The sequence below is a fragment of the Gemmatimonadaceae bacterium genome (genome assembly GCA_035533755.1).
Classification (GTDB): Bacteria; Gemmatimonadota; Gemmatimonadetes; order Gemmatimonadales; family Gemmatimonadaceae; genus JAGWRI01.
The window spans coordinates 47,753-64,792 of the sequence record DATLTC010000077.1; the positions used below are offsets into that span (position 1 = coordinate 47,753).

Below are 17,040 nucleotides of genomic sequence, written 5' to 3' on the forward strand. Positions count from 1 at the left end.
ACTCTTCATATGGAGAAGTTCCGCATGTTGCCACGCGTTCGACTCTTCGTTCTCACGCTTTCCGGTATGGCGGTTGTCCTGGCGGCCGGGTGCCGCGATCTGACGCTTCCGGCGGGCGGACCGGCATCTGCCTCGAGGGGTATCCATAGCGATGTGGGATCCTCGGGCGGGGATGACGGCAATGTTCCGGACCTGCTCACGTGCAGCGCGCACGGCACCGCGACCGCGAGCGCGATGGCTGGACCGACCGGAGCGGTGATCGTCGTGGGCCTCGACCGGCTGGTCATTCCGGCGGGCGCGGTGGCCGAGCCGACGCTGATCACGGCGACGATCCCGGCCGACACGCTGGCCGACATCCACTTCGAGCCGCAGGGGCTGCAGTTCGCGAAGCGGGCGACCCTGGTGCTGACCACCGCCGGTTGCAATGTGGGGGACAGGACGCCAAGTCACGTGGTGTACCTTGATGACGCAGGCAACGTGCTCGAGACGCTCGGCGCGACGTTCGATGGGCACGCCGTGGCCACGACCATCGGACATTTCTCATCGTACTCGATCGCATTCTGATGACACCCGCTGTTGGCCCGGTCTCTCAATGTCGATGACGGCATTCAACAAGCGTCCCGGTCTCGAATCCGCACTCGCCGCCGGCGAGGCGGCCGAGGAACGGGGCGACTATGTGCAGGCCGCGGCGGCGTATGCCCAGGTGGCTGGCGAGGCCGACCCCGGGTACGCGGCGGAAGGGTATTTCCGGCTGGGCCGCGTGGACTGGAGGCAGGGGCGATACGATCATGCGCTGACGCTGTACGAGCGGGCGCGGACTGCTGCCCGGGCGGCGGAACGCCGCGATCTGGAGGCGCGCGCTGAAAATGGAATTGGCGCCGTGCACTACGCGCGCGGCGAGTATGCCCAGGCGCGGGCGTCGTACCAGGTGGCCATGGAGCGGACGGACGACCCGGTGCTGATCGGGCGGTTTCTGCTGAACCTGGGCGTGATCGCGAACATCGAGGGCGATCTCGAGAGCGCGCTATGGCACTATCTCCGGGCGCGCTCGCTGTTTCGTGATCACAACGATCGGGCAAGTGAAGCGCTGGCGCTGAAGAACCTGGGCATGATCTACGCCGACCGCGAGGAGTGGGAAGCGGCGGGGGACGCCTACGAGCAGTGCCTCGGGCTGTCCGAGTTGCTCGGCCACCGACCGATGGTCGCCAATGTGCTCCTGAATCAGGCCGAGGTCCTCGTGGCGCGGCAGGAATACGAGAGAGCCGTGCGGAACTGTGAGTTGTCGATATCGATTTCCATCGACATCGGCGACGAGGTGGAGCGTGGGGAGGCGTATCGCTGGCAGGGCTATGCCTACCGCATGGCGGGAAACGCGGAAGCCGCCGAAGCGGCGCTCACCGAAGCGTTACAGGTGGCCCAGCGGTTTCGCGTGAGGTTGCTCGAAGCCGAGGCGTGCCGCGAGCTGTGGGAGCTGAAGCGGGCGACGCGAGCTCCGGACGCCATGCGGTGGCGTGATCAGGCGCTGGCGCTGTTTCGTGACCTGGGCGCGAAACGGGAAGTGGCGACGCTGGAAGGGCAATCCACGCGTCAGTAAGCCCGGCGTTTGCAGCAACGGTGGACGCTAGTTCAGCCCGCCGAGCTTCCAGGTGTTGGCCTGGGCGTTGTACAGATACCAATCGGTGCGTCCGGTACCCTGGGTGAGCCGCACGGCGCGATAGGTGTGCGTGGGGTTGGCGGGGCCGGCGATGTAGAGCTGCAGGTCGGTGGTGGCCGCCCCGTCCCGGTGGAACGTGATGGTGGGCAGCCCGTTCATGGTGCCGAGGTGCGCACCGACCACGGCCGAACTCACCGCGCTGTCGAGACCCGTGGGCGGCACCATGAACACCACGCCGTCGTTGAGCGGGTACGACCGCTTGTGTTCCGTGGACTGGATGGTGCCGTCGTTATTCGCGTCCTCGGCCCAGAGCAGCGCGTTGTGAACCGTATCGATGCTGATCACCACGTCGTACTGTCGAACGAGGGCGGTACGCTGGGCCTGCATCAGCACGCTGCGCACGCCCTGGACGGCGGCATCGGTGCGATACCGGGCGAGATCGAGGCGAGGACCGACCAGCGCGAGAAGCGCACCGATCATGACGAGCACGATCAGGATCTCGATCAGGGTGAACCCGATCGCCCGACGGACCCTGTGCAGGGTGGCAACGGTCATGGCGGTGTACTCGCGAAAGGAGCGGATTCCGATGGACCGTGTGTGGGGCTGGTCCACCAAACCATACGAATCATGGCTCTGGACAGTAACTGAGATGGTGACCCGTGGCATCACGAGGCGGGCAGATTATATCACATTGTGCGGGGTATGGTCGGCCGTGTAATGGTAGGGTTTCCGGTGAAGCGAGCGCGCCGGTGGAGCGAGTCGTGGTCAGCTCCCGCTGGTGATGCCCTTGAACAGCGTCAGGACGTTGAATCCGATCGGGTTCACGTCGTAGAACTTGTTGTTGGTGAAGCGCCCGGTGGTGGGGAAGTACGGCGGTGGGTAGTTGCCGGCGCATTGATCGTAGCCGTAGCGCTTGACATATCCCGATCCGTTTCCGTATCCAACGATGCCGCGGACCAGCTGTATGATCCCGCCGGTGACATACAGACAACCGCGGCCATCCACACTGCCCTGGCAACTGAGGGCATTGGTGGGGCCGGCGGAGGCATTCTGCACCCGGAATGAGCTGTTGAGCGCCATAACGACGCCCTGGAGGTAGAGGTCCTGCGTGTTGTCGAGTGATCGCCAGATCGTGAACCCGCCGGGGTTCACGTTCTGCGGGGTGTTGATGGCGTTGTCGGACACAACGACATCGTTGTCGGCGATGAGCCCCAACACGTCGGCGCAGGTGTTGAACGAAGGGTCGGTGGCGTAGCGGAGGTCGTCGAGAAGGACGAGGTCGCCTCCGTGGGCGTAGACGGTGGTGCGGCCGCGCACCATCCCACTCACCCCCACCGTTCCGTTGAAGTAGACCACTCCCTTGGTGTTCAGGTTGAGGGTACGGGAGAGGGGGAAGAGGTACTTGGCGTCGACTCGCTTGCTGGCGACCGTCACGCTGGGGGTGTTGCTGTAGAGCACCCAGGAGCCGTAGGCGTCGACCGGTGTGAATGTGGTGTCATCGCCGCCCTTCTGGCGGCTCGAGAGCAAGGGATAGAGCGTGGCGGTGCGGGCGACCGCGACGAGGTGCGGATCGCCGCCCAGGTAGCACCGTGCGTTGGTGTGCTGCATGATCGTGGTGATGGTCGCGGAGCTCTCGGCGGCGGCGGCCGAGTAGCTGAGGCCGGCGGACTGCATGAGGGCGCGGAACCAAGTGGTTGGGTGCACCGCAGCCGGGAAGAACTTGAGGTCGGGGGCGCCGGGCACCGCGTGCCAGTCACCGCAGTTGGTGTAGCTGCTGACGTTCGTGACCCCGGGCCATTGCGACTGCAGCCATGCCTGCTGGCCGCCGTTTGCCTTGTAGATGCGGAACAGGCCCTCGTTCTCATCCGTCGAATCTCCGTCGCCGTTGAGGTCCGTGGCCACGAACTCGATCCGCTCCAGGGCCGTGGTCTCGTCGCCGTTGGTCGGGGCGGTGAAGTTGTAGCCGGCCGAGGAAGCATACGTGCTCAATTTGCCGAGTTTGGCCGAGGACGGGAGGGCGACGGTCTTCTGATATTGGAGATATCCCTTGAGGAAGGTGCCGTAGTTTGCGCCGCTCACCGTCTGCGCCGTGGCGACGCTGTCGTGGAAGGTGGCGCCGCCGCTGCCGATGTGGAGGACGTCGTTGGAGAACACGGGACCCCAGAGCTGGTCGCCGTTGTTGAAGTAGAGCGTGCCGTAGGGGCCGGTCTCGGAGTTGGTCCAGTAGCCGTACTTCGCGAAACTCTCCTGAATGACGTCGAGGCGGCGGACGAACGCCACGCCATTGTTGTCCACGGCCTGGGCGACGATGCTGGCGAAGTTGCCGTACTGGCCGGACAGGGAGCCCGACGGGCCCACCCACACGTTGACCGTGACGCCGGGCAGGGTGTCGTAATCGGCGCTGATGATTGGGGCGTTGGTCATCACCTGGCGCACGCCGCTATCCGGGAGGAGGGCGGCGTTCAGGTCGAGACGGCTCAGCGTCATCTGCAAGCCGGACTCGGCGGAGTACTTGATGTCGCGCTGATGCGCCACGGACTTGGCGAGGAGCGTGGCGTTGGACGAGAGGATGATCGCGGCCGTGGCGAGGGCGCCGATCACGAGCGTGAAGATGAGGGCCACGCCCAGCGCGAAGCCGGCGCGGCGGCGGCCGGATGGCAGCCGGAGATTGCGTGGGGTGCCGGCGGGGCTCGGGATGGGCGGGAGTGGCATGTGCGGCGCGAGGTCCTATGGCACGATGACGGTGGGCGTGACGCCGAGCGCGGAGCGGCTCGGTGTACAATCTTGCGCGACCACGCCGTAAATCCAGCGGCTGCCGTGGGTGACCTGGTTGTCGGTGAATGTGTAACTGGACGAGCCGGCGGGGATGCTGGTGAGCGGCTGGGTGAACACCGACAGGCTGTCGGGGCGGCGGTAGATCACGTAGAGGTCGACGTCGTTCTCGCCGCCGCCGTCATCGGCCGAGGCGTTCCAGGTGAGTTTGACCCACGGGGACGCGGCGCCGAGCAGGGACGTGGTGGCCGTGACCGAGACGCCGACCGGCGCCTGGCCGCAGCTGGTCTGGCTGGCGAGGCCGGCGTTGAGCAGGCGGATGGTGGTCTGCAGGGGACGCAGGACATCGCCCGATTTGGGATCGTGATACACGGCCTTGATGGAGACCCGCACGCTGCGAATGCTGTCGAGGACCGCGGAGGAGCCGGTGTCGGCGGCCGATCCCTGCGCGGCGGCGTAGTGGTAGAGCGGGAGCTGGGCACTCGGGACGGCGGCGAGAGTGTCCGGGCCGGTGACGCGGAAGTACTGAAAGACGGTATCGGTGGGGTTGAACTGGATGCCGCGCGCGATGACGCGTGGCGTGGTGCCGTTCACGCGGCGCCAGAGGATGTATTCGTTGGACAGCGCGGTGGTGGAGTCCTTGGCCAGGTAGTACGAGATCGTCTCGGCGCCGCCGATGAGGCCCGTGGCCTGGTAGTACGTACTCTCCGGATAGGTGAACGACGAATTGGGGAGCGTGATCGGGGCGGACTTGCGCATGGCCGAGGTGGCGTTGCTGTCGGCGCTCTGGTCGATGTATACGGCAAAGACGTCGGTGGGGTCTCTGGACACCAGGTCCACGTTGAAGGTGATGGCGGTGTTCGACGCCTGGACGAGCGTGGGCTGGGCGGGCATGGTGCCGATGCCGGCGACGCGCAGATCGCGATCGAGGCTGGTGATGGCGAAGCGGGCATTGGCCTCCGCTTCGAGGCTGCCGGCCTGGCTGGCCAGCAGATCGGAACTGCGGCGGAACGTCTGCACGGTGACAGCCATGATCACCATCATGAGAAGCATGGAGATCAGCAGTTCGATGAGCGTGAAGCCGCGGCGCGCGGGACGCGTGTGCACGATTGGCATGGCCGCTAGAACGCCGCGATGACCGTGGTCTTGCGGATGGTGTCGGTCATCGCCGGGTTGGTCACGATCACGGTGACGATGCGGTAGTCCAAGGTGTCGGACGTTCCGCCGCCGACGTGGCGGATGATGGTCTGGCGCGTGAATCCCGCGTTGCCAAGGCCGGAGATGGCGGTTTCGGTGCCGGCGTACCTGGAATCGAGCGTCGAGTAGGTGGTGGCGCTCTTGATGGTCTCGATGCGATCGGCGGCGAGCTCGTTGGCGGTGCCGAGCAGGTGCGAGAAGGTAGCCGCGTGGGCCATGCGGGAGACGAAGAGGGCGAGCCCGAGCAATGCCATTCCGAGGATGAGCAACGCGATGACGACCTCGATCAGCGTGAACCCATCCCGCGCACGCCAGCGGCGACGGCGCAGCAGCATCACATCCCTCCAGGCATGCAGGCGAATCCCTCGTTCAAACGATCTTGATAGTGGACCATTCTACCACAAATCGGGCCGCCCCGGGCGGGGGCTGGTGGCAGGCAGGCAGGCCTCACCGCGATGGCGTTACATTTCCTCCATGGACCTTGCCAAGCTCTCCACGTCCGTCCAGATGCCTCTCGCTGCATTTTCCTCGCTTCCCGACAGCGCGCGGGTGTGGGTGTTCGCGTGCGACCGGAACCTGACCGGCGAACAAACACGGCCGCTGCTGGCCCAGGTGGACGCCTATCTGGCGCAGTGGAAGGCGCACGGCGCGCCGCTCCGTTGCGCGCGGGAGTGGCAGCACGACCGATTCCTGGCGGTGGGCATCGATCCGACGGTGGAGCAGGCATCGGGGTGCTCCATCGACGATCTGTTCCGACACCTCCGGGAGATTGGCGTCTCGGTGGGCGTCCAGATGTTGTCGGGGGGCCGGGTGTTCTTCCGAGACGCCGACGGGAACACGCAGTCCGCGACCCGCGGTGAATTTTCCGCGATGGCGGCGCGGCGCGATGTGACGGCGGACACGACGATCTTCGACACCAGCCTGATCTCGGCCCGCGACTGGCGGGAGCGGTTCGAGCGACGCGCCGGCGACGCGTGGACGGCGGAGCTGCTGCCGGCTAGCTGAGCCAGCGCTCGAGGTTGTCGCGGACGAAGGCATCGTCGCCGAGCGTGGGGTAGGCGCGCCGGACGCGAGCGATGGCGTGCCGCTGGCCGGGGGAGAGCGTCTCGCGGGGATCGAGGCACCAGACGCCGCGCACCAGGCCCTGCGCGCGGAGCACTTCGTGGATGCCGGGAATGCTGCCGGCGAATCCGTGCGCGGCGTCGAAGATGGCGGCGTTGGCGATCGTCAGGGCCGACCCCATGGCGAGTAGCGACGCGGGGACGACGCGCCGCGCGCGGGCACGTTTGGCGTCGCGCAGCAGGGCAACGGCGTGTTGTGTCCACACCGCCCATTGCCCGAGCAGGCCGCCGTCCATCCACCGCTCGCGCATCGTGCCGCCCACCGCGATGCGGAACGGCGTGACGAGATCGGCCACGATATTGTCATCGTTGCCGGTGTAGAGCGCGACGTCATCGCGTCCCGATTCGACCACGGCGCGCACCACGTCGTGCGTGGCGTACCGGTTGAAGGGCGCCACCTTGACGGCCCACAGGCCCGGCAGTTCGCAGAGTTCTCGCCAGAAGGCGTGCGACAGCACGGGGCCGCCGACGGCGGGTTGCAGGTAGAACCCGAACAGCGGCATGACTTCGGAGACGGCTCGGCAGTGGTGCACGAGCGCGCGGTGGTTGCCGGAATCGAGGCCGGCCAGACTCACGAGGGCGAGGTCGTAGCCCAGGGCGCGGGCGATGGAGGCCTCGGCCACGGCTTGCCGGACGGGACCGCACACGCCGGCGACCAATGCGAACGCGCGGCGCGAGGGCGGGAGCGCGGCGCGCGCTGTTTCTGCGGCCAGCTCGAGTACGGGGCGGAACATGCCGTGGCGGCGGATGGCGAACTGCGTGGTGTGCACGCCGACGGCGATCCCGCCGGCGCCGGCGTCCACATAGTAGCGGGTGAGCGCGCGCTGGTGGCGCTCGTCGAGGGTGCGCCGCGGCGTGAGGGCGAGCGGATGGGCCGGGATCACCTGGCCTTCGCGCAGATGGGCGCGCAGGCCGCTCATCAGAACGCTCCGTCGCGCACGTCGAACCGCGTGGGCTTGCCGAGCAGCGGGCGCCCGGCGCGGACCCAGTCTGCCACCCAGTCGATCATGGTGGCGAGCGGCATCGCCGGCGGCGCGAGCAGGTCCCGCATGCGGACGGTGTCGCTGAGCAGCGCGTCGGGCTGCTCGGCGTCGGCGAATCGCGGGGGACGACCGAGGCGGGCCCCGAGTTGCTCGGCCAGGGCGCGCACGGACAGCGCGTGGTGGCCGGTGACGTTGACCACGAACGCGGGGGAGGCGGCGAACGGCAGCAACTCGAGCGCGGCGCGGTTGGCGTCGCCCTGCCAGATCACGTTCACGAACGTCATGGCCCGCGACACGGGCTCGTCGCGGGAGATGCGGACGGCGAGATCGGTGAGCACGCCGTAGCGGAGGTCGATGGCGTAGTTGAGCCGCATGACGGCGACGCGGGCGCCGAGGCCGGCGGCGTGCTCGAACACGCGTTCGCGGCCGAGGCACGACCAGGCGTACTCGCCGACCGGCGCCGGGGGGTCGGTCTCGCGGGCGCCGGGCCCGTGGATGGACGAGAGCGAATACACGTTGCCCGTGGAGAAGACGACGAAGCGCGAGGCGGCAAACCGCGCGGCGCACACGGCGGGCGCGACGACGTTCATCATCCACGTGCGTGACGGCGCGTCGTGGGTGCCGAACTTCTGGCCGGCCATGAAGATCACGTTGGGCGCGTCGGGGAGGGCGGCCACCGCGTCGCGGTCGAGCAGATCGCACCGGATGGTGTGCATGCCGGCGTCGCGGAGGGTCTGTTCGGCGGCGGTGGACGAGAAGCGCGATACGGCGATCACGCGGCGCGGCCGGGCGCCGTCGGCTTGGCGGGCGGCGGCGAGGGCCATGCGAGCGAGCGTCGGTCCCATCTTGCCTCCCGCGCCGAGCACGACGACGTCGCCCGGGCATGCGGCGAGGGCGGCCACCGTTTCGTCGCGCGGCTCGGCGAGCCGGTCATCCAGCTCGCGTTCATCGCGGGGGCAAGCGGGCGCCGTGGTCACCCGGCGGTGGGGGCCGGCGGCGGCGGCGGGGGTGCGTGCTCGTCGAAGTTGAGCGTCTTGTGGGTGCCGTCGCAGAACGGCTTGCGTCTGGACGCGCCGCAGCGGCAGAGCGTGACCCCGGGTTTGCCCTGGGGGATGTCGATGGGCTTGCCGTCGCCGTCCAGGAGCTGGACGTCGCCGGTGGTGAGGTCGAGGAAGTAGGGACCGTTGTGTCGAACCTTGATGACGAGCGGCATGAGTGTCCTCAGGCGCGGACGAAGTCGGGGCGCCAGTCCTTGACCCGGCGTTTGACGTCGTCTGCAGTGGTGAGCTCACCGGCCAGACAGCGCCGGACGAGGTCGGGGAGTTCGGGGTCGCTCGCGAAGCGCAGACCGACGATCTGGCGCAGGGTGAGATCGCCGATCCGGGGGCGGAGCTCGGGTGGCAGAATGGCCGTGAGACGCAGGCGCATCTCGAGGCCGACCAGGCGATTCTGGACGATGAGGGTGGACGCGCGGGAGGCGAGGAGTCCCGCGGCGAGGGCCATGGCGACGAGGAGCCACCAGGTGTTGGCGATGGAGGGCGCGCCGACGAGCCGGGCCACCGCCACGATCACGTTGATGGCGAGGATAGGAAAGGCGAACAGGTGGTACAGCGGAAAGATGCGTCGATGGTTCGCGTACGCTTGGGGCGTGGCGGACATGCGGGCCTCCGGGGGGCGGGTGAGCTCGGCGGTTACGACGCGTGCGCGAGCGCGCGGCGGGCGTGGGTCTTGAGGTGGGCGACCATGGCCGACAGGCCGACTTCGCGGCCGGCGAGCCCGATCCCGTCCATCATCTGCCGGACGAAATCGGCGGGCACGGCCAGGGTGGTTTCCGGGGGCTGATCGTTGACGGCGGAGAACAGGATAGCGAGAAAGGCGGCAACGGTGGGCGACTGGCGCACGTCCACGTCGGCGTAGAAGTGCATGGTGCCGTTACGGAATTCGGGGAACAGATCGACGCGGGTCTGGCACTCGGGTACGGTGAAATTGCCGCGGTCGAGGTTCCGGAACCGGTCGGGGAGGGGTTCCAGTTTCTTGGAGTAATGCAGCAAAGTCTGCATCTTTTCTTCACGCCCGAGCGCCGCGAACTGGCGGAGCACGCGGGCGACGGATGGCGGCAGGCTCGGCGATGCGTCGTTGTCGGGCATGCCGGAGATAAACCCGGGAGCCGACGGTGCGTCAAGCGCCGGCGGGTGGCGGGACGGCTCTTCTCATATTCTCAACGGACTCCCATGCGCGTCAGTCTTCTCGTTGCGGCGGTGGTGCTCGCCGGGTGCAGTCGGGCCGGCGACGGTTCGGTGGCGGCCACGGGGACGGTGGAAGTGGTGGAAACCGATGTGGCGGCGCTGGTGCCGGCCCGGGTGGTGCGGGTGTGGCCGCATGAGGGAGCCGTGGTGCACGCCGGCGACACGCTGGTGTCGCTCACCCAATCGGTGACGCGGTCGGACATCGCGGGGCGGCAGGCGCGTCTGGCATCGTCCGAGGCGCAGTTGCGCGAACTGATCGCGGGACCGCGGGCGGCAGAGATCCAGCGGGCCGAAGCGGATCTGCGCTCGGCGCAGGCCGAGGCGACGCGCGCGGCGGAGGATCTGGCGCGGCTCACCGGGCTGGCGCAGTCGGGGACGATCAGCAAGCAGCAGTTCGACGCGGCGCGGGCGGCGGCGGCCGGGGCGGCGGGGCGGCGGGACGCGGCGGCGCAGAGTCTGACGCTGTTGCGGGAGGGCGCGCGGCCGGAGCAGATCGCGGCGGCGCGGGGCGAGGTGGCCAACGCGCAGGCGGCGCTGCAGGCGGCGGAGCAGACGGCGAGCGACCTCGTGCTGCTGGCGCCGACGGACGGGCTGGTGATGAGCCGCAACGTGGAACCCGGGGATGTGATCGGGGCGGGCGTATCGGCGATGACGATCGGCGACGTGTCGCGGCCGTACGTGCGGGTGTACGTGGGGGAGAGCGTGGTGCCGCGCCTGCACGTGGGCGACACGCTGAGCGGATTCCTGGACGGGTTTCCGCGGCGCCCGTTCGTGGGGCGGATCGAAGCGATCGCGGACAAAGCGGAATACACGCCGCGCGTGGCGCTCACGAAGGATGAGCGGGCCGATCTGGTGTTCGGGGTGAAGGTGGCGTTCACGGATACGTCGGGGATGCTGAAGGCGGGGCTGCCGATCACGGTGCATTTCGCGGCGCCGCCGGCCGGCGGGAAGTGAGCGGGGCGCCGGTGGGGACGAGCGACGGTCGTTTCGCGATCACGACACAGAAGCTCCGCCGGACCTTCGGGGCGTTGGTGGCGGTGCAGGGATTGGATCTCGAGATCCGGCGCGGCGAAGTGTTCGGCATGCTGGGTCCCAACGGGTCGGGCAAGACGACGACCATCCGCATGTTGTGCGGCCTGCTGGCGCCCACCTCGGGCGGGGCGACGGTGGCGGGGCTGGACGTGGAGCGCGAGCCGGAGCGGGTGCGGCGGGCGATCGGGTACATGTCGCAGCGGTACGGGTTGTATGACGATCTCACCGTGGCGGAGAACCTGCGGTTCTACGCCGAGGTGTACGGGTTGCGCGGTGCCGAGCGCGATGCGCGGATGGGCGAACTGATCGAGGAGTTGGGGCTGTCGGGACGGCTGGACCAGTTTGCCGGTACGTTGAGCGGCGGGTGGAAGCAGCGGCTGGGGCTGGCCTGCGCCACGGCGCACCGGCCGGAGGTGCTGTTCCTGGACGAGCCCACGGCGGGGGTGGATCCGGCGTCGCGGCGGCGGTTCTGGGACCTGATCCACGAGATGGCGGGGCGGGGGACGACCATCCTGGTGACCACGCACTACATGGACGAAGCGTCGCGCTGCGACCGGCTGGCCTTCATGTCGCGGGGGCACCTGATCGCGCTCGGCACGCCGGACGAAGTGACGCGGCAGTTCGGCCGGAAGACCGTGGAGGACGTGTTCATCGAGTTGCAGCTGCGCGACGAAGCGGAGCAGGATGCGGCGGCGGTGGGCGGCGGCGGGGTGCCGGCATGACGCGGTGGGTGGCGCGACTCCTGCCGCGTCCGGCGTCGCCGTTCTGGCCGATGCTGTGGAAGGAGTTCATCCAGATGCGCCGCGACCGGCTGACGCTGGCGATGATGGTGGTGCTGCCGTCGGTGCAGCTGGCGCTGTTCGGCTACGCGATCCGCACCGACGTACGGAACGTGCCGACCGTGGTGCTGGACGAATCGCGGTCGTCGGCGTCGCGGGCGCTGGTGCAGGTGATGGCGAACACGGGCAACTTCCGGATCGTGGGCACGGTGGCGGACCGGGCCGAGCTGCAGCGGCGGATCGAAGCCGGGACGGCGCACGCCGCGGTGATCATTCCGCCGGGCTTCATGAAACACATGAAGCGGCATCAGCCGGCGCAGGCGCAGGTGATCATCGACGCGGCCGATCCGCTGTCGTCGAGCGCGGCGATCTCCGGCGCGCAGTTGGCGGCGGCGGTGACGTCGGCGTCGGGGGTGCCGGGGGGGATGGCGCTCGACGTGCGGGTGCGGCCGTGGTACAACCCCGATCTCAAGAGCTCGACGTTCATCGTGCCGGGGCTGGTGGGGGTGCTGCTCGCGATCACGATGATCCTGATCACAAGCATGGCGATCGTGCGCGAGCGGGAGCGGGGCACGTTGGAGCAGCTGATCGTGACGCCGATCTCCAAGACCAGCCTGATGCTCGGCAAGATCGTGCCGTTCGTGCTCGTGGGCTACGTGCAGATGTCGCTGATCCTGGTGCTCGGCAAGCTGCTGTTCGACATTCCGCTGCGGGGCAGCCTGTCGCTGCTGTACGTGGTGACGGCAGCGTACATCGTGGCCAATCTGGGGCTGGGGCTTCTGGTGTCGACGCTCGTGCGCACGCAGGCCCAGGCGATGCAGTTGAGCTTCTTCTTCATCATGCCGAACATCCTGCTGTCGGGGTTCATGTTTCCCCGCGAGGCGATGCCGGCGCTGGCGCAGTGGATCGGGCTCCTCCTGCCGCTCACGTACTATCTGGAGATCCTGCGGGATATTCTACTCAAGGGCACGGGTTTTGCGGCCATATGGCGCGATGCCGCCGTGCTCACGATGTTCTGTGTGCTGTTGATCACGCTGAGCGTCAAGCGGTTCTCGAAGACGATCGGCTGAACGCGAATCCTCAACCTCACCTCCCATGTCCGACACGACGCGGCACGTGACCTTCTATCGTTGGGACGAGATGCCCCGCGAGACTGTTTCGCCCATGCTGGGCCGGCGCCTGATCACCGGCGACCGCATGATGCTGGCGCACGTGTACCTGAAGGAAGGGTGCATCGTGCCCAAGCACCAGCACGAGAACGAGCAGCTCACCTACATCCTCGAAGGGGCGCTGCGATTCTGGATCGGCGAGGACGAAAAGGAGGAGCTCGTCGTCCGGGCGGGCGAGGTGTTGCACATCCCGTCGATGGTATGGCACAAGGCGGAGGCGCTGGAGGACACGCTCGACGTGGACATCTTCAGCCCGCCGCGCGAGGACTGGCTGAACAAGACCGACGCCTACCTCCGCCGCTGATCATGGATCTCGGACTCAAGCACCGGGTGGCGATCGTCGCGGCGGCAAGCCGCGGCCTGGGCTACGCGGTGGCGCACGAGCTGGCGGCCGAGGGGGCGCGGGTGGTGATCTGCGCGCGGTCGGCCGAACCGCTCGAGGCGGCGCGGCGGGAGCTCGTGAAGGCCACCAACGGCGACGTGCGGGCAATCGCGGCCGACCTGTCGACCACGGCGGGGATCGACGCCGTGGCGGCCGAGGCGGAGCGGGCGTACGGGCCCGTGGACATCCTGGTGAACAACACGGGCGGGCCGCCGTCGGGCCCGTTCGAGCAGCACGACTGGGCGGCATGGCAGGGCGCCGTGGATCTGCTGCTGCGCAGCAGCGTGGAATTGACGCGCCGCGTGCTGCCCGGGATGCGGGCGCGGCAGTGGGGGCGGGTGCTCAACGTGACGTCGATCGCGGTGAAGCAGCCGGTGGACGGGCTGATCCTGTCGAACGCGATCCGCGCCGCGGTGACGGGATTCGCGCGGACGCTGGCCAACGAAGTGGCGCGTGACGGGGTGACGGTGAACAGCATCATGCCGGGCTACACGCGCACCGAGCGCGTGGAGCAACTGGCGCGGGCCACCGCGGCCCGCGACGGCGTGACCGAGGCCGAGGTGCTGGCGCGGTTCGAGTCGCAGATCCCGATGCGGCGGCTGGGGGAGCCGCGCGAGTTCGGCGCGCTCGCGGCGTTCCTGGTGTCGGAGCGCGCGAGCTACATCACCGCGCAGTCGTTCGCGGTGGACGGGGGGTGGATCCGGTCGCTGCTCTGAGCGGTGCGGACGGCGGTGCCGGCGCCGGGAACGGTTTGGCGGGGGGACCGGTATGTTCGGGGAGCGCAGGATGAACCTCGAGGAGCGGTGATGCTGATCAAGAAACCCGACGACGTGCCGTTCTCCGAGATCACGCCGGAGCGCGAGTACCTGAACCGGCGGACGTTCCTGAAGCTGGCCGGGGGCGTGGGGGCGATCGCCGCGGGAAGCGCGCTGGCGCCGCATCTGCTGCGGAGCGCGCTCGTGTCCGGCGCCGGCGCGCAGGAAGACAAGCTCAACAGCTGGGACCAGATCACCTCGTACAACAACTATTACGAGTTCGGCACCGATAAGGCGGATCCCAAGGAGTATTCGCAGCAGTTCAGAACGCACCCCTGGTCGATCGCGGTGTCGGGGCTGTGCAAGAAGCCGGGCACGTACGCATACGAGGATCTGTTCAAGCCGGGCCAACAGGTGGACCGCGTGTACCGGCTGCGGTGCGTGGAAGCGTGGTCGATGGTGATTCCGTGGAACGGCTACGTGCTGGCGGACATCCTGAAGCGGTTCGAGCCGGCGCCGGGCGCGAAGTACGTGAAGTTCACCACGCTGTACGACCCGGCGCAGATGCCGGGGCAGCGGCGGAGCGTGCTCCAGTGGCCGTATGTGGAAGGGCTGCGCATGGACGAAGCGATGCACCCGCTGACGCTGCTCGCGACCGGGCTGTACGGCAAACCGCTGCCCAACCAGGATGGCGCGCCGGTGCGGTTGGTGGTGCCGTGGAAGTACGGCTTCAAGGGCATCAAGGCGATCGTGAAGATCGAGTTCGTGGATGCGCAGCCGGCCACGGCGTGGATGCTGGCGGCACCCGACGAATACGGATTCTACGCCAACGTGAATCCCACGGTGGACCATCCGCGGTGGACGCAGGCGGTGGAGCGGCGGATCGGCGAGTTCCGCCGCCGTCCGACACTGATGTTCAACGGATACGGCGACCAGGTGGCGTCGCTGTACGCGGGCATGGATCTGAGGAAGAACTTCTGACGCTCTCGCAGGCGCTGGGGCGCCAGCGCTGGCTGAAACCGGTGGTGTTCGCGGCGTGTCTGATTCCCGCCGGCGATCTCGCGTGGCGGGCGCTTCGTCCCGACGGTCTGGGGGTGAATCCGATCGAAGAGGCGGAGATCTTCACCGGGCTCTGGACGCTGCGCTTTCTGGCCATCACGCTCGGCGTGACGCCGGCGCGCCGGCTGCTCCATCTGGGCTTCCTGGCCAGGTACCGGCGGATGTTCGGGCTGTTCACGTTCTTCTACGCGTGCGTGCACCTCTCGATGTGGGTGGGGGTGGACTGGTTCTTCGCGTGGGGGCTGATGGGCGGGGAGATCGTGAAGCACCGATACATCCTGGTGGGGATGGCGAGTTTCGTGCTGCTCGTGCCGCTCGCCCTCACGTCCACCAACGGGTGGGTGCGCCGGTTGGGGGGCCAGCGGTGGGCGCGCTTGCACCAACTGATCTACGCAATCGCGATCGGGGGGACGGTCCACTACCTTTGGGCCGTGAAGAAGGACACGCTGTTCCCGCTCGTGTACCTGGCCGTATTCATCGCGCTGCTCGCCTATCGCGTGATCGCGCGCTGGGGTCCGCGACGGGCCTCCCCGACCAAGGCTGCCCCGAGTGTCGCGAACGCCGCCGGTTCCCAGCGCAGCGAATAGCCCGTACGAGTGCTTCGCCATCGCGGCGCCGGGCCTCGAGCCTCTGGTGGCGGGGGAGCTGACGGCACTGGGGGAAGCGCCGCGCCCGGAGGCGGGCGGGGTCGCGTGGACGGGGGACGCCGCGTCGCTGTGCCGCGCCAACCTGTGGCTCCGTTCGGCCAGCCGCGTCGTGGTGCGCGCGGCGGAATTCCGGGCGCGCACGTTCTACGAACTGGAGCGCCACGCGCGCCGGATTCCGTGGGAGCGGTTCGTGGCGCCGGGCGGCGCGGTGCGGTTCCGGGTGACGTGCCGCAAGTCGCGGCTCTATCACTCCGACGCGGTGGCGCAGCGGATGGCGGCGGCGATCGAGCACCGGATGGGGGCCGCCAGTGCGTTCACGGCGCGCGAGGAGACGGCCGACGACGAGACGGCGGACAGCGGACGCGAGCAGATGTTCGTGGTGCGGCTGTCGCACGACGTGTGCACGGTGAGCGCCGACAGTTCGGGGGCGCTGCTCCATCTGCGGGGCTATCGGCAGGCGGTGGCCAAGGCGCCGCTGCGCGAGACGCTGGCCGCGGCGCTGCTTCTCGCCGCCGACTGGCGGGGCGAATCGCCGCTCGTGGACCCGCTGTGCGGGGCGGGGACGATTCCGATCGAGGCGGCGCTGATCGCCCGGCGGATGGCGCCGGGGCTCAACCGGCAGTTCGCGTGCGTGGACTGGCCGGGTTTTCCGCGCGCCGCGTTGGCGCGGGCGGTCGCGGAGGCGCGCGGGCAGGAGTTGGCGCGCAGTCCCGTGTCGATCCAGGGATCCGATCGCGACGCGGGGGCGATCGACGCGGCGCGCGCCAATGCCGAGCGGGCCGGGGTGTCGCAGGACGTCGTGTTCTCGGTGCGGGCCCTCTCGGCCATCGAACCGCCGACAGGGCCTGGGCTCGTGGCGGCGAACCCGCCGTACGGCGTGCGGGTGGGCGAGCGCCACGAGATTCGCAATCTGTACGCGCAGCTGGGCCACGTACTGCGGCGGCAGTGTGCGGGGTGGCGGCTGGCGCTATTCTCGCCGGACGCGAAGCTCACGGCGCAGCTCGGATTCGCGATGCAGACCGTGTTGGCCACGAGCAACGGCGGCATTCCGGTGCACGCGGAGGTGGGCGCGGTGCCGGCGTCGGACGAACCGGCGAGGATCTACTTCTGACCGCCGAGCAGAGGGCGCCGGACGGCGGGATCGTGGTGTCGGTGAACGTCTCCGACGGCGGCGTGCCCAAGCGTGCGGTGGAGCGGGCGCTGGTGTCGGTGGACGGCATGGCAGGGGACCGGCAGCGCGATCT

Annotated in this window: 20 protein-coding genes; 11 read left to right on the top strand and 9 right to left on the bottom strand. The window is 68.7% G+C overall.

Going from position 1 to position 17,040, the window contains the following annotated elements:
• The first annotated feature begins 9 nt into the window (after nucleotides 1-9).
• Nucleotides 10-564 (top strand): hypothetical protein, encoded by a 555-nt coding sequence (locus VNE60_11575; protein HVB32158.1) that lies wholly within the window; start codon nucleotides 10-12, stop codon nucleotides 562-564.
• Nucleotides 565-598: 34 nt separating this feature from the next.
• The gene (locus VNE60_11580; protein HVB32159.1) at nucleotides 599-1,594 is read left to right on the top strand and encodes a tetratricopeptide repeat protein; all 996 of its coding nucleotides are present in this window, start codon (nucleotides 599-601) and stop codon (nucleotides 1,592-1,594) included.
• A gap of 27 nt (nucleotides 1,595-1,621) precedes the next feature.
• Here the strand turns inward: VNE60_11580 and VNE60_11585 are convergent, their stop codons facing one another.
• The 4 genes from VNE60_11585 to VNE60_11600 all read right to left on the bottom strand — a co-directional run bounded on the left by VNE60_11585 (nucleotide 1,622) and on the right by VNE60_11600 (nucleotide 5,958).
• The gene (locus VNE60_11585) at nucleotides 1,622-2,209 is read right to left on the bottom strand and encodes a type II secretion system protein (GenBank protein HVB32160.1); all 588 of its coding nucleotides are present in this window, start codon (nucleotides 2,207-2,209) and stop codon (nucleotides 1,622-1,624) included.
• A 210-nt stretch (nucleotides 2,210-2,419) separates the two neighbouring features.
• Nucleotides 2,420-4,366 (bottom strand): pilus assembly PilX N-terminal domain-containing protein, encoded by a 1,947-nt coding sequence (locus VNE60_11590; GenBank protein HVB32161.1) that lies wholly within the window; start codon nucleotides 4,364-4,366, stop codon nucleotides 2,420-2,422.
• A 15-nt stretch (nucleotides 4,367-4,381) separates the two neighbouring features.
• Nucleotides 4,382-5,542, bottom strand: a complete 1,161-nt coding sequence (locus tag VNE60_11595) for a prepilin-type N-terminal cleavage/methylation domain-containing protein (protein HVB32162.1) — start codon at nucleotides 5,540-5,542, stop codon at nucleotides 4,382-4,384.
• Nucleotides 5,543-5,547: 5 nt separating this feature from the next.
• Nucleotides 5,548-5,958, bottom strand: a complete 411-nt coding sequence (locus VNE60_11600; GenBank protein HVB32163.1) for a prepilin-type N-terminal cleavage/methylation domain-containing protein — start codon at nucleotides 5,956-5,958, stop codon at nucleotides 5,548-5,550.
• Nucleotides 5,959-6,097: 139 nt separating this feature from the next.
• On the opposite strand from VNE60_11600, the gene VNE60_11605 reads away from it, so the two are divergent.
• Entirely contained in the window at nucleotides 6,098-6,628 is a 531-nt protein-coding gene (locus tag VNE60_11605) for a hypothetical protein (protein ID HVB32164.1), read from the top strand.
• Here VNE60_11605 and VNE60_11610 read toward each other — a convergent pair.
• From VNE60_11610 to VNE60_11630, 5 genes are read right to left on the bottom strand one after another with little or no spacing between them, the layout of a single operon-like run.
• The gene (locus VNE60_11610; GenBank protein HVB32165.1) at nucleotides 6,621-7,664 is read right to left on the bottom strand and encodes a dihydrodipicolinate synthase family protein; all 1,044 of its coding nucleotides are present in this window, start codon (nucleotides 7,662-7,664) and stop codon (nucleotides 6,621-6,623) included. The genes VNE60_11605 and VNE60_11610 overlap by 8 nt on opposite strands.
• The gene (locus VNE60_11615; GenBank protein ID HVB32166.1) at nucleotides 7,664-8,704 is read right to left on the bottom strand and encodes an NAD(P)-dependent oxidoreductase; all 1,041 of its coding nucleotides are present in this window, start codon (nucleotides 8,702-8,704) and stop codon (nucleotides 7,664-7,666) included. Before VNE60_11615 ends, VNE60_11610 begins: the two co-directional genes overlap by 1 nt.
• Complete coding sequence (locus tag VNE60_11620; GenBank protein ID HVB32167.1) at nucleotides 8,701-8,940, bottom strand: CDGSH iron-sulfur domain-containing protein; 240 nt, start codon at nucleotides 8,938-8,940, stop codon at nucleotides 8,701-8,703. Before VNE60_11620 ends, VNE60_11615 begins: the two co-directional genes overlap by 4 nt.
• An 8-nt stretch (nucleotides 8,941-8,948) precedes the next feature.
• On the bottom strand, nucleotides 8,949-9,386 hold the full coding sequence (locus tag VNE60_11625) for a DUF6526 family protein (GenBank protein ID HVB32168.1): 438 nt from the start codon (nucleotides 9,384-9,386) through the stop codon (nucleotides 8,949-8,951).
• Between the two features lie 32 nt (nucleotides 9,387-9,418).
• On the bottom strand, nucleotides 9,419-9,874 hold the full coding sequence (locus VNE60_11630) for a SufE family protein (GenBank protein ID HVB32169.1): 456 nt from the start codon (nucleotides 9,872-9,874) through the stop codon (nucleotides 9,419-9,421).
• An 84-nt stretch (nucleotides 9,875-9,958) separates the two neighbouring features.
• On the opposite strand from VNE60_11630, the gene VNE60_11635 reads away from it, so the two are divergent.
• The 8 genes from VNE60_11635 (at nucleotide 9,959) to VNE60_11670 (ending at nucleotide 16,907) form a co-directional block, all read left to right on the top strand.
• Entirely contained in the window at nucleotides 9,959-10,927 is a 969-nt protein-coding gene (locus VNE60_11635) for an efflux RND transporter periplasmic adaptor subunit (protein HVB32170.1), read from the top strand.
• Nucleotides 10,928-10,938: 11 nt separating this feature from the next.
• Entirely contained in the window at nucleotides 10,939-11,727 is a 789-nt protein-coding gene (locus VNE60_11640) for an ABC transporter ATP-binding protein (GenBank protein ID HVB32171.1), read from the top strand.
• Nucleotides 11,724-12,854 (top strand): ABC transporter permease, encoded by a 1,131-nt coding sequence (locus tag VNE60_11645; protein ID HVB32172.1) that lies wholly within the window; start codon nucleotides 11,724-11,726, stop codon nucleotides 12,852-12,854. The genes VNE60_11640 and VNE60_11645 overlap by 4 nt, the downstream gene beginning before the upstream one ends.
• A gap of 25 nt (nucleotides 12,855-12,879) precedes the next feature.
• Complete coding sequence (locus tag VNE60_11650; GenBank protein ID HVB32173.1) at nucleotides 12,880-13,257, top strand: cupin domain-containing protein; 378 nt, start codon at nucleotides 12,880-12,882, stop codon at nucleotides 13,255-13,257.
• A 2-nt stretch (nucleotides 13,258-13,259) separates the two neighbouring features.
• Entirely contained in the window at nucleotides 13,260-14,051 is a 792-nt protein-coding gene (locus VNE60_11655) for an SDR family oxidoreductase (GenBank protein ID HVB32174.1), read from the top strand.
• A gap of 90 nt (nucleotides 14,052-14,141) precedes the next feature.
• A complete protein-coding gene (gene msrP, locus VNE60_11660) occupies nucleotides 14,142-15,071 on the top strand; it encodes a protein-methionine-sulfoxide reductase catalytic subunit MsrP (GenBank protein ID HVB32175.1) in 930 nt (309 codons plus the stop codon).
• Nucleotides 15,072-15,112: 41 nt separating this feature from the next.
• On the top strand, nucleotides 15,113-15,736 hold the full coding sequence (locus VNE60_11665) for a protein-methionine-sulfoxide reductase heme-binding subunit MsrQ (protein ID HVB32176.1): 624 nt from the start codon (nucleotides 15,113-15,115) through the stop codon (nucleotides 15,734-15,736).
• 46 nt (nucleotides 15,737-15,782) lie between these two features.
• Entirely contained in the window at nucleotides 15,783-16,907 is a 1,125-nt protein-coding gene (locus tag VNE60_11670) for a THUMP domain-containing protein (protein ID HVB32177.1), read from the top strand.
• The last annotated feature ends 133 nt before the right edge of the window (nucleotides 16,908-17,040 follow it).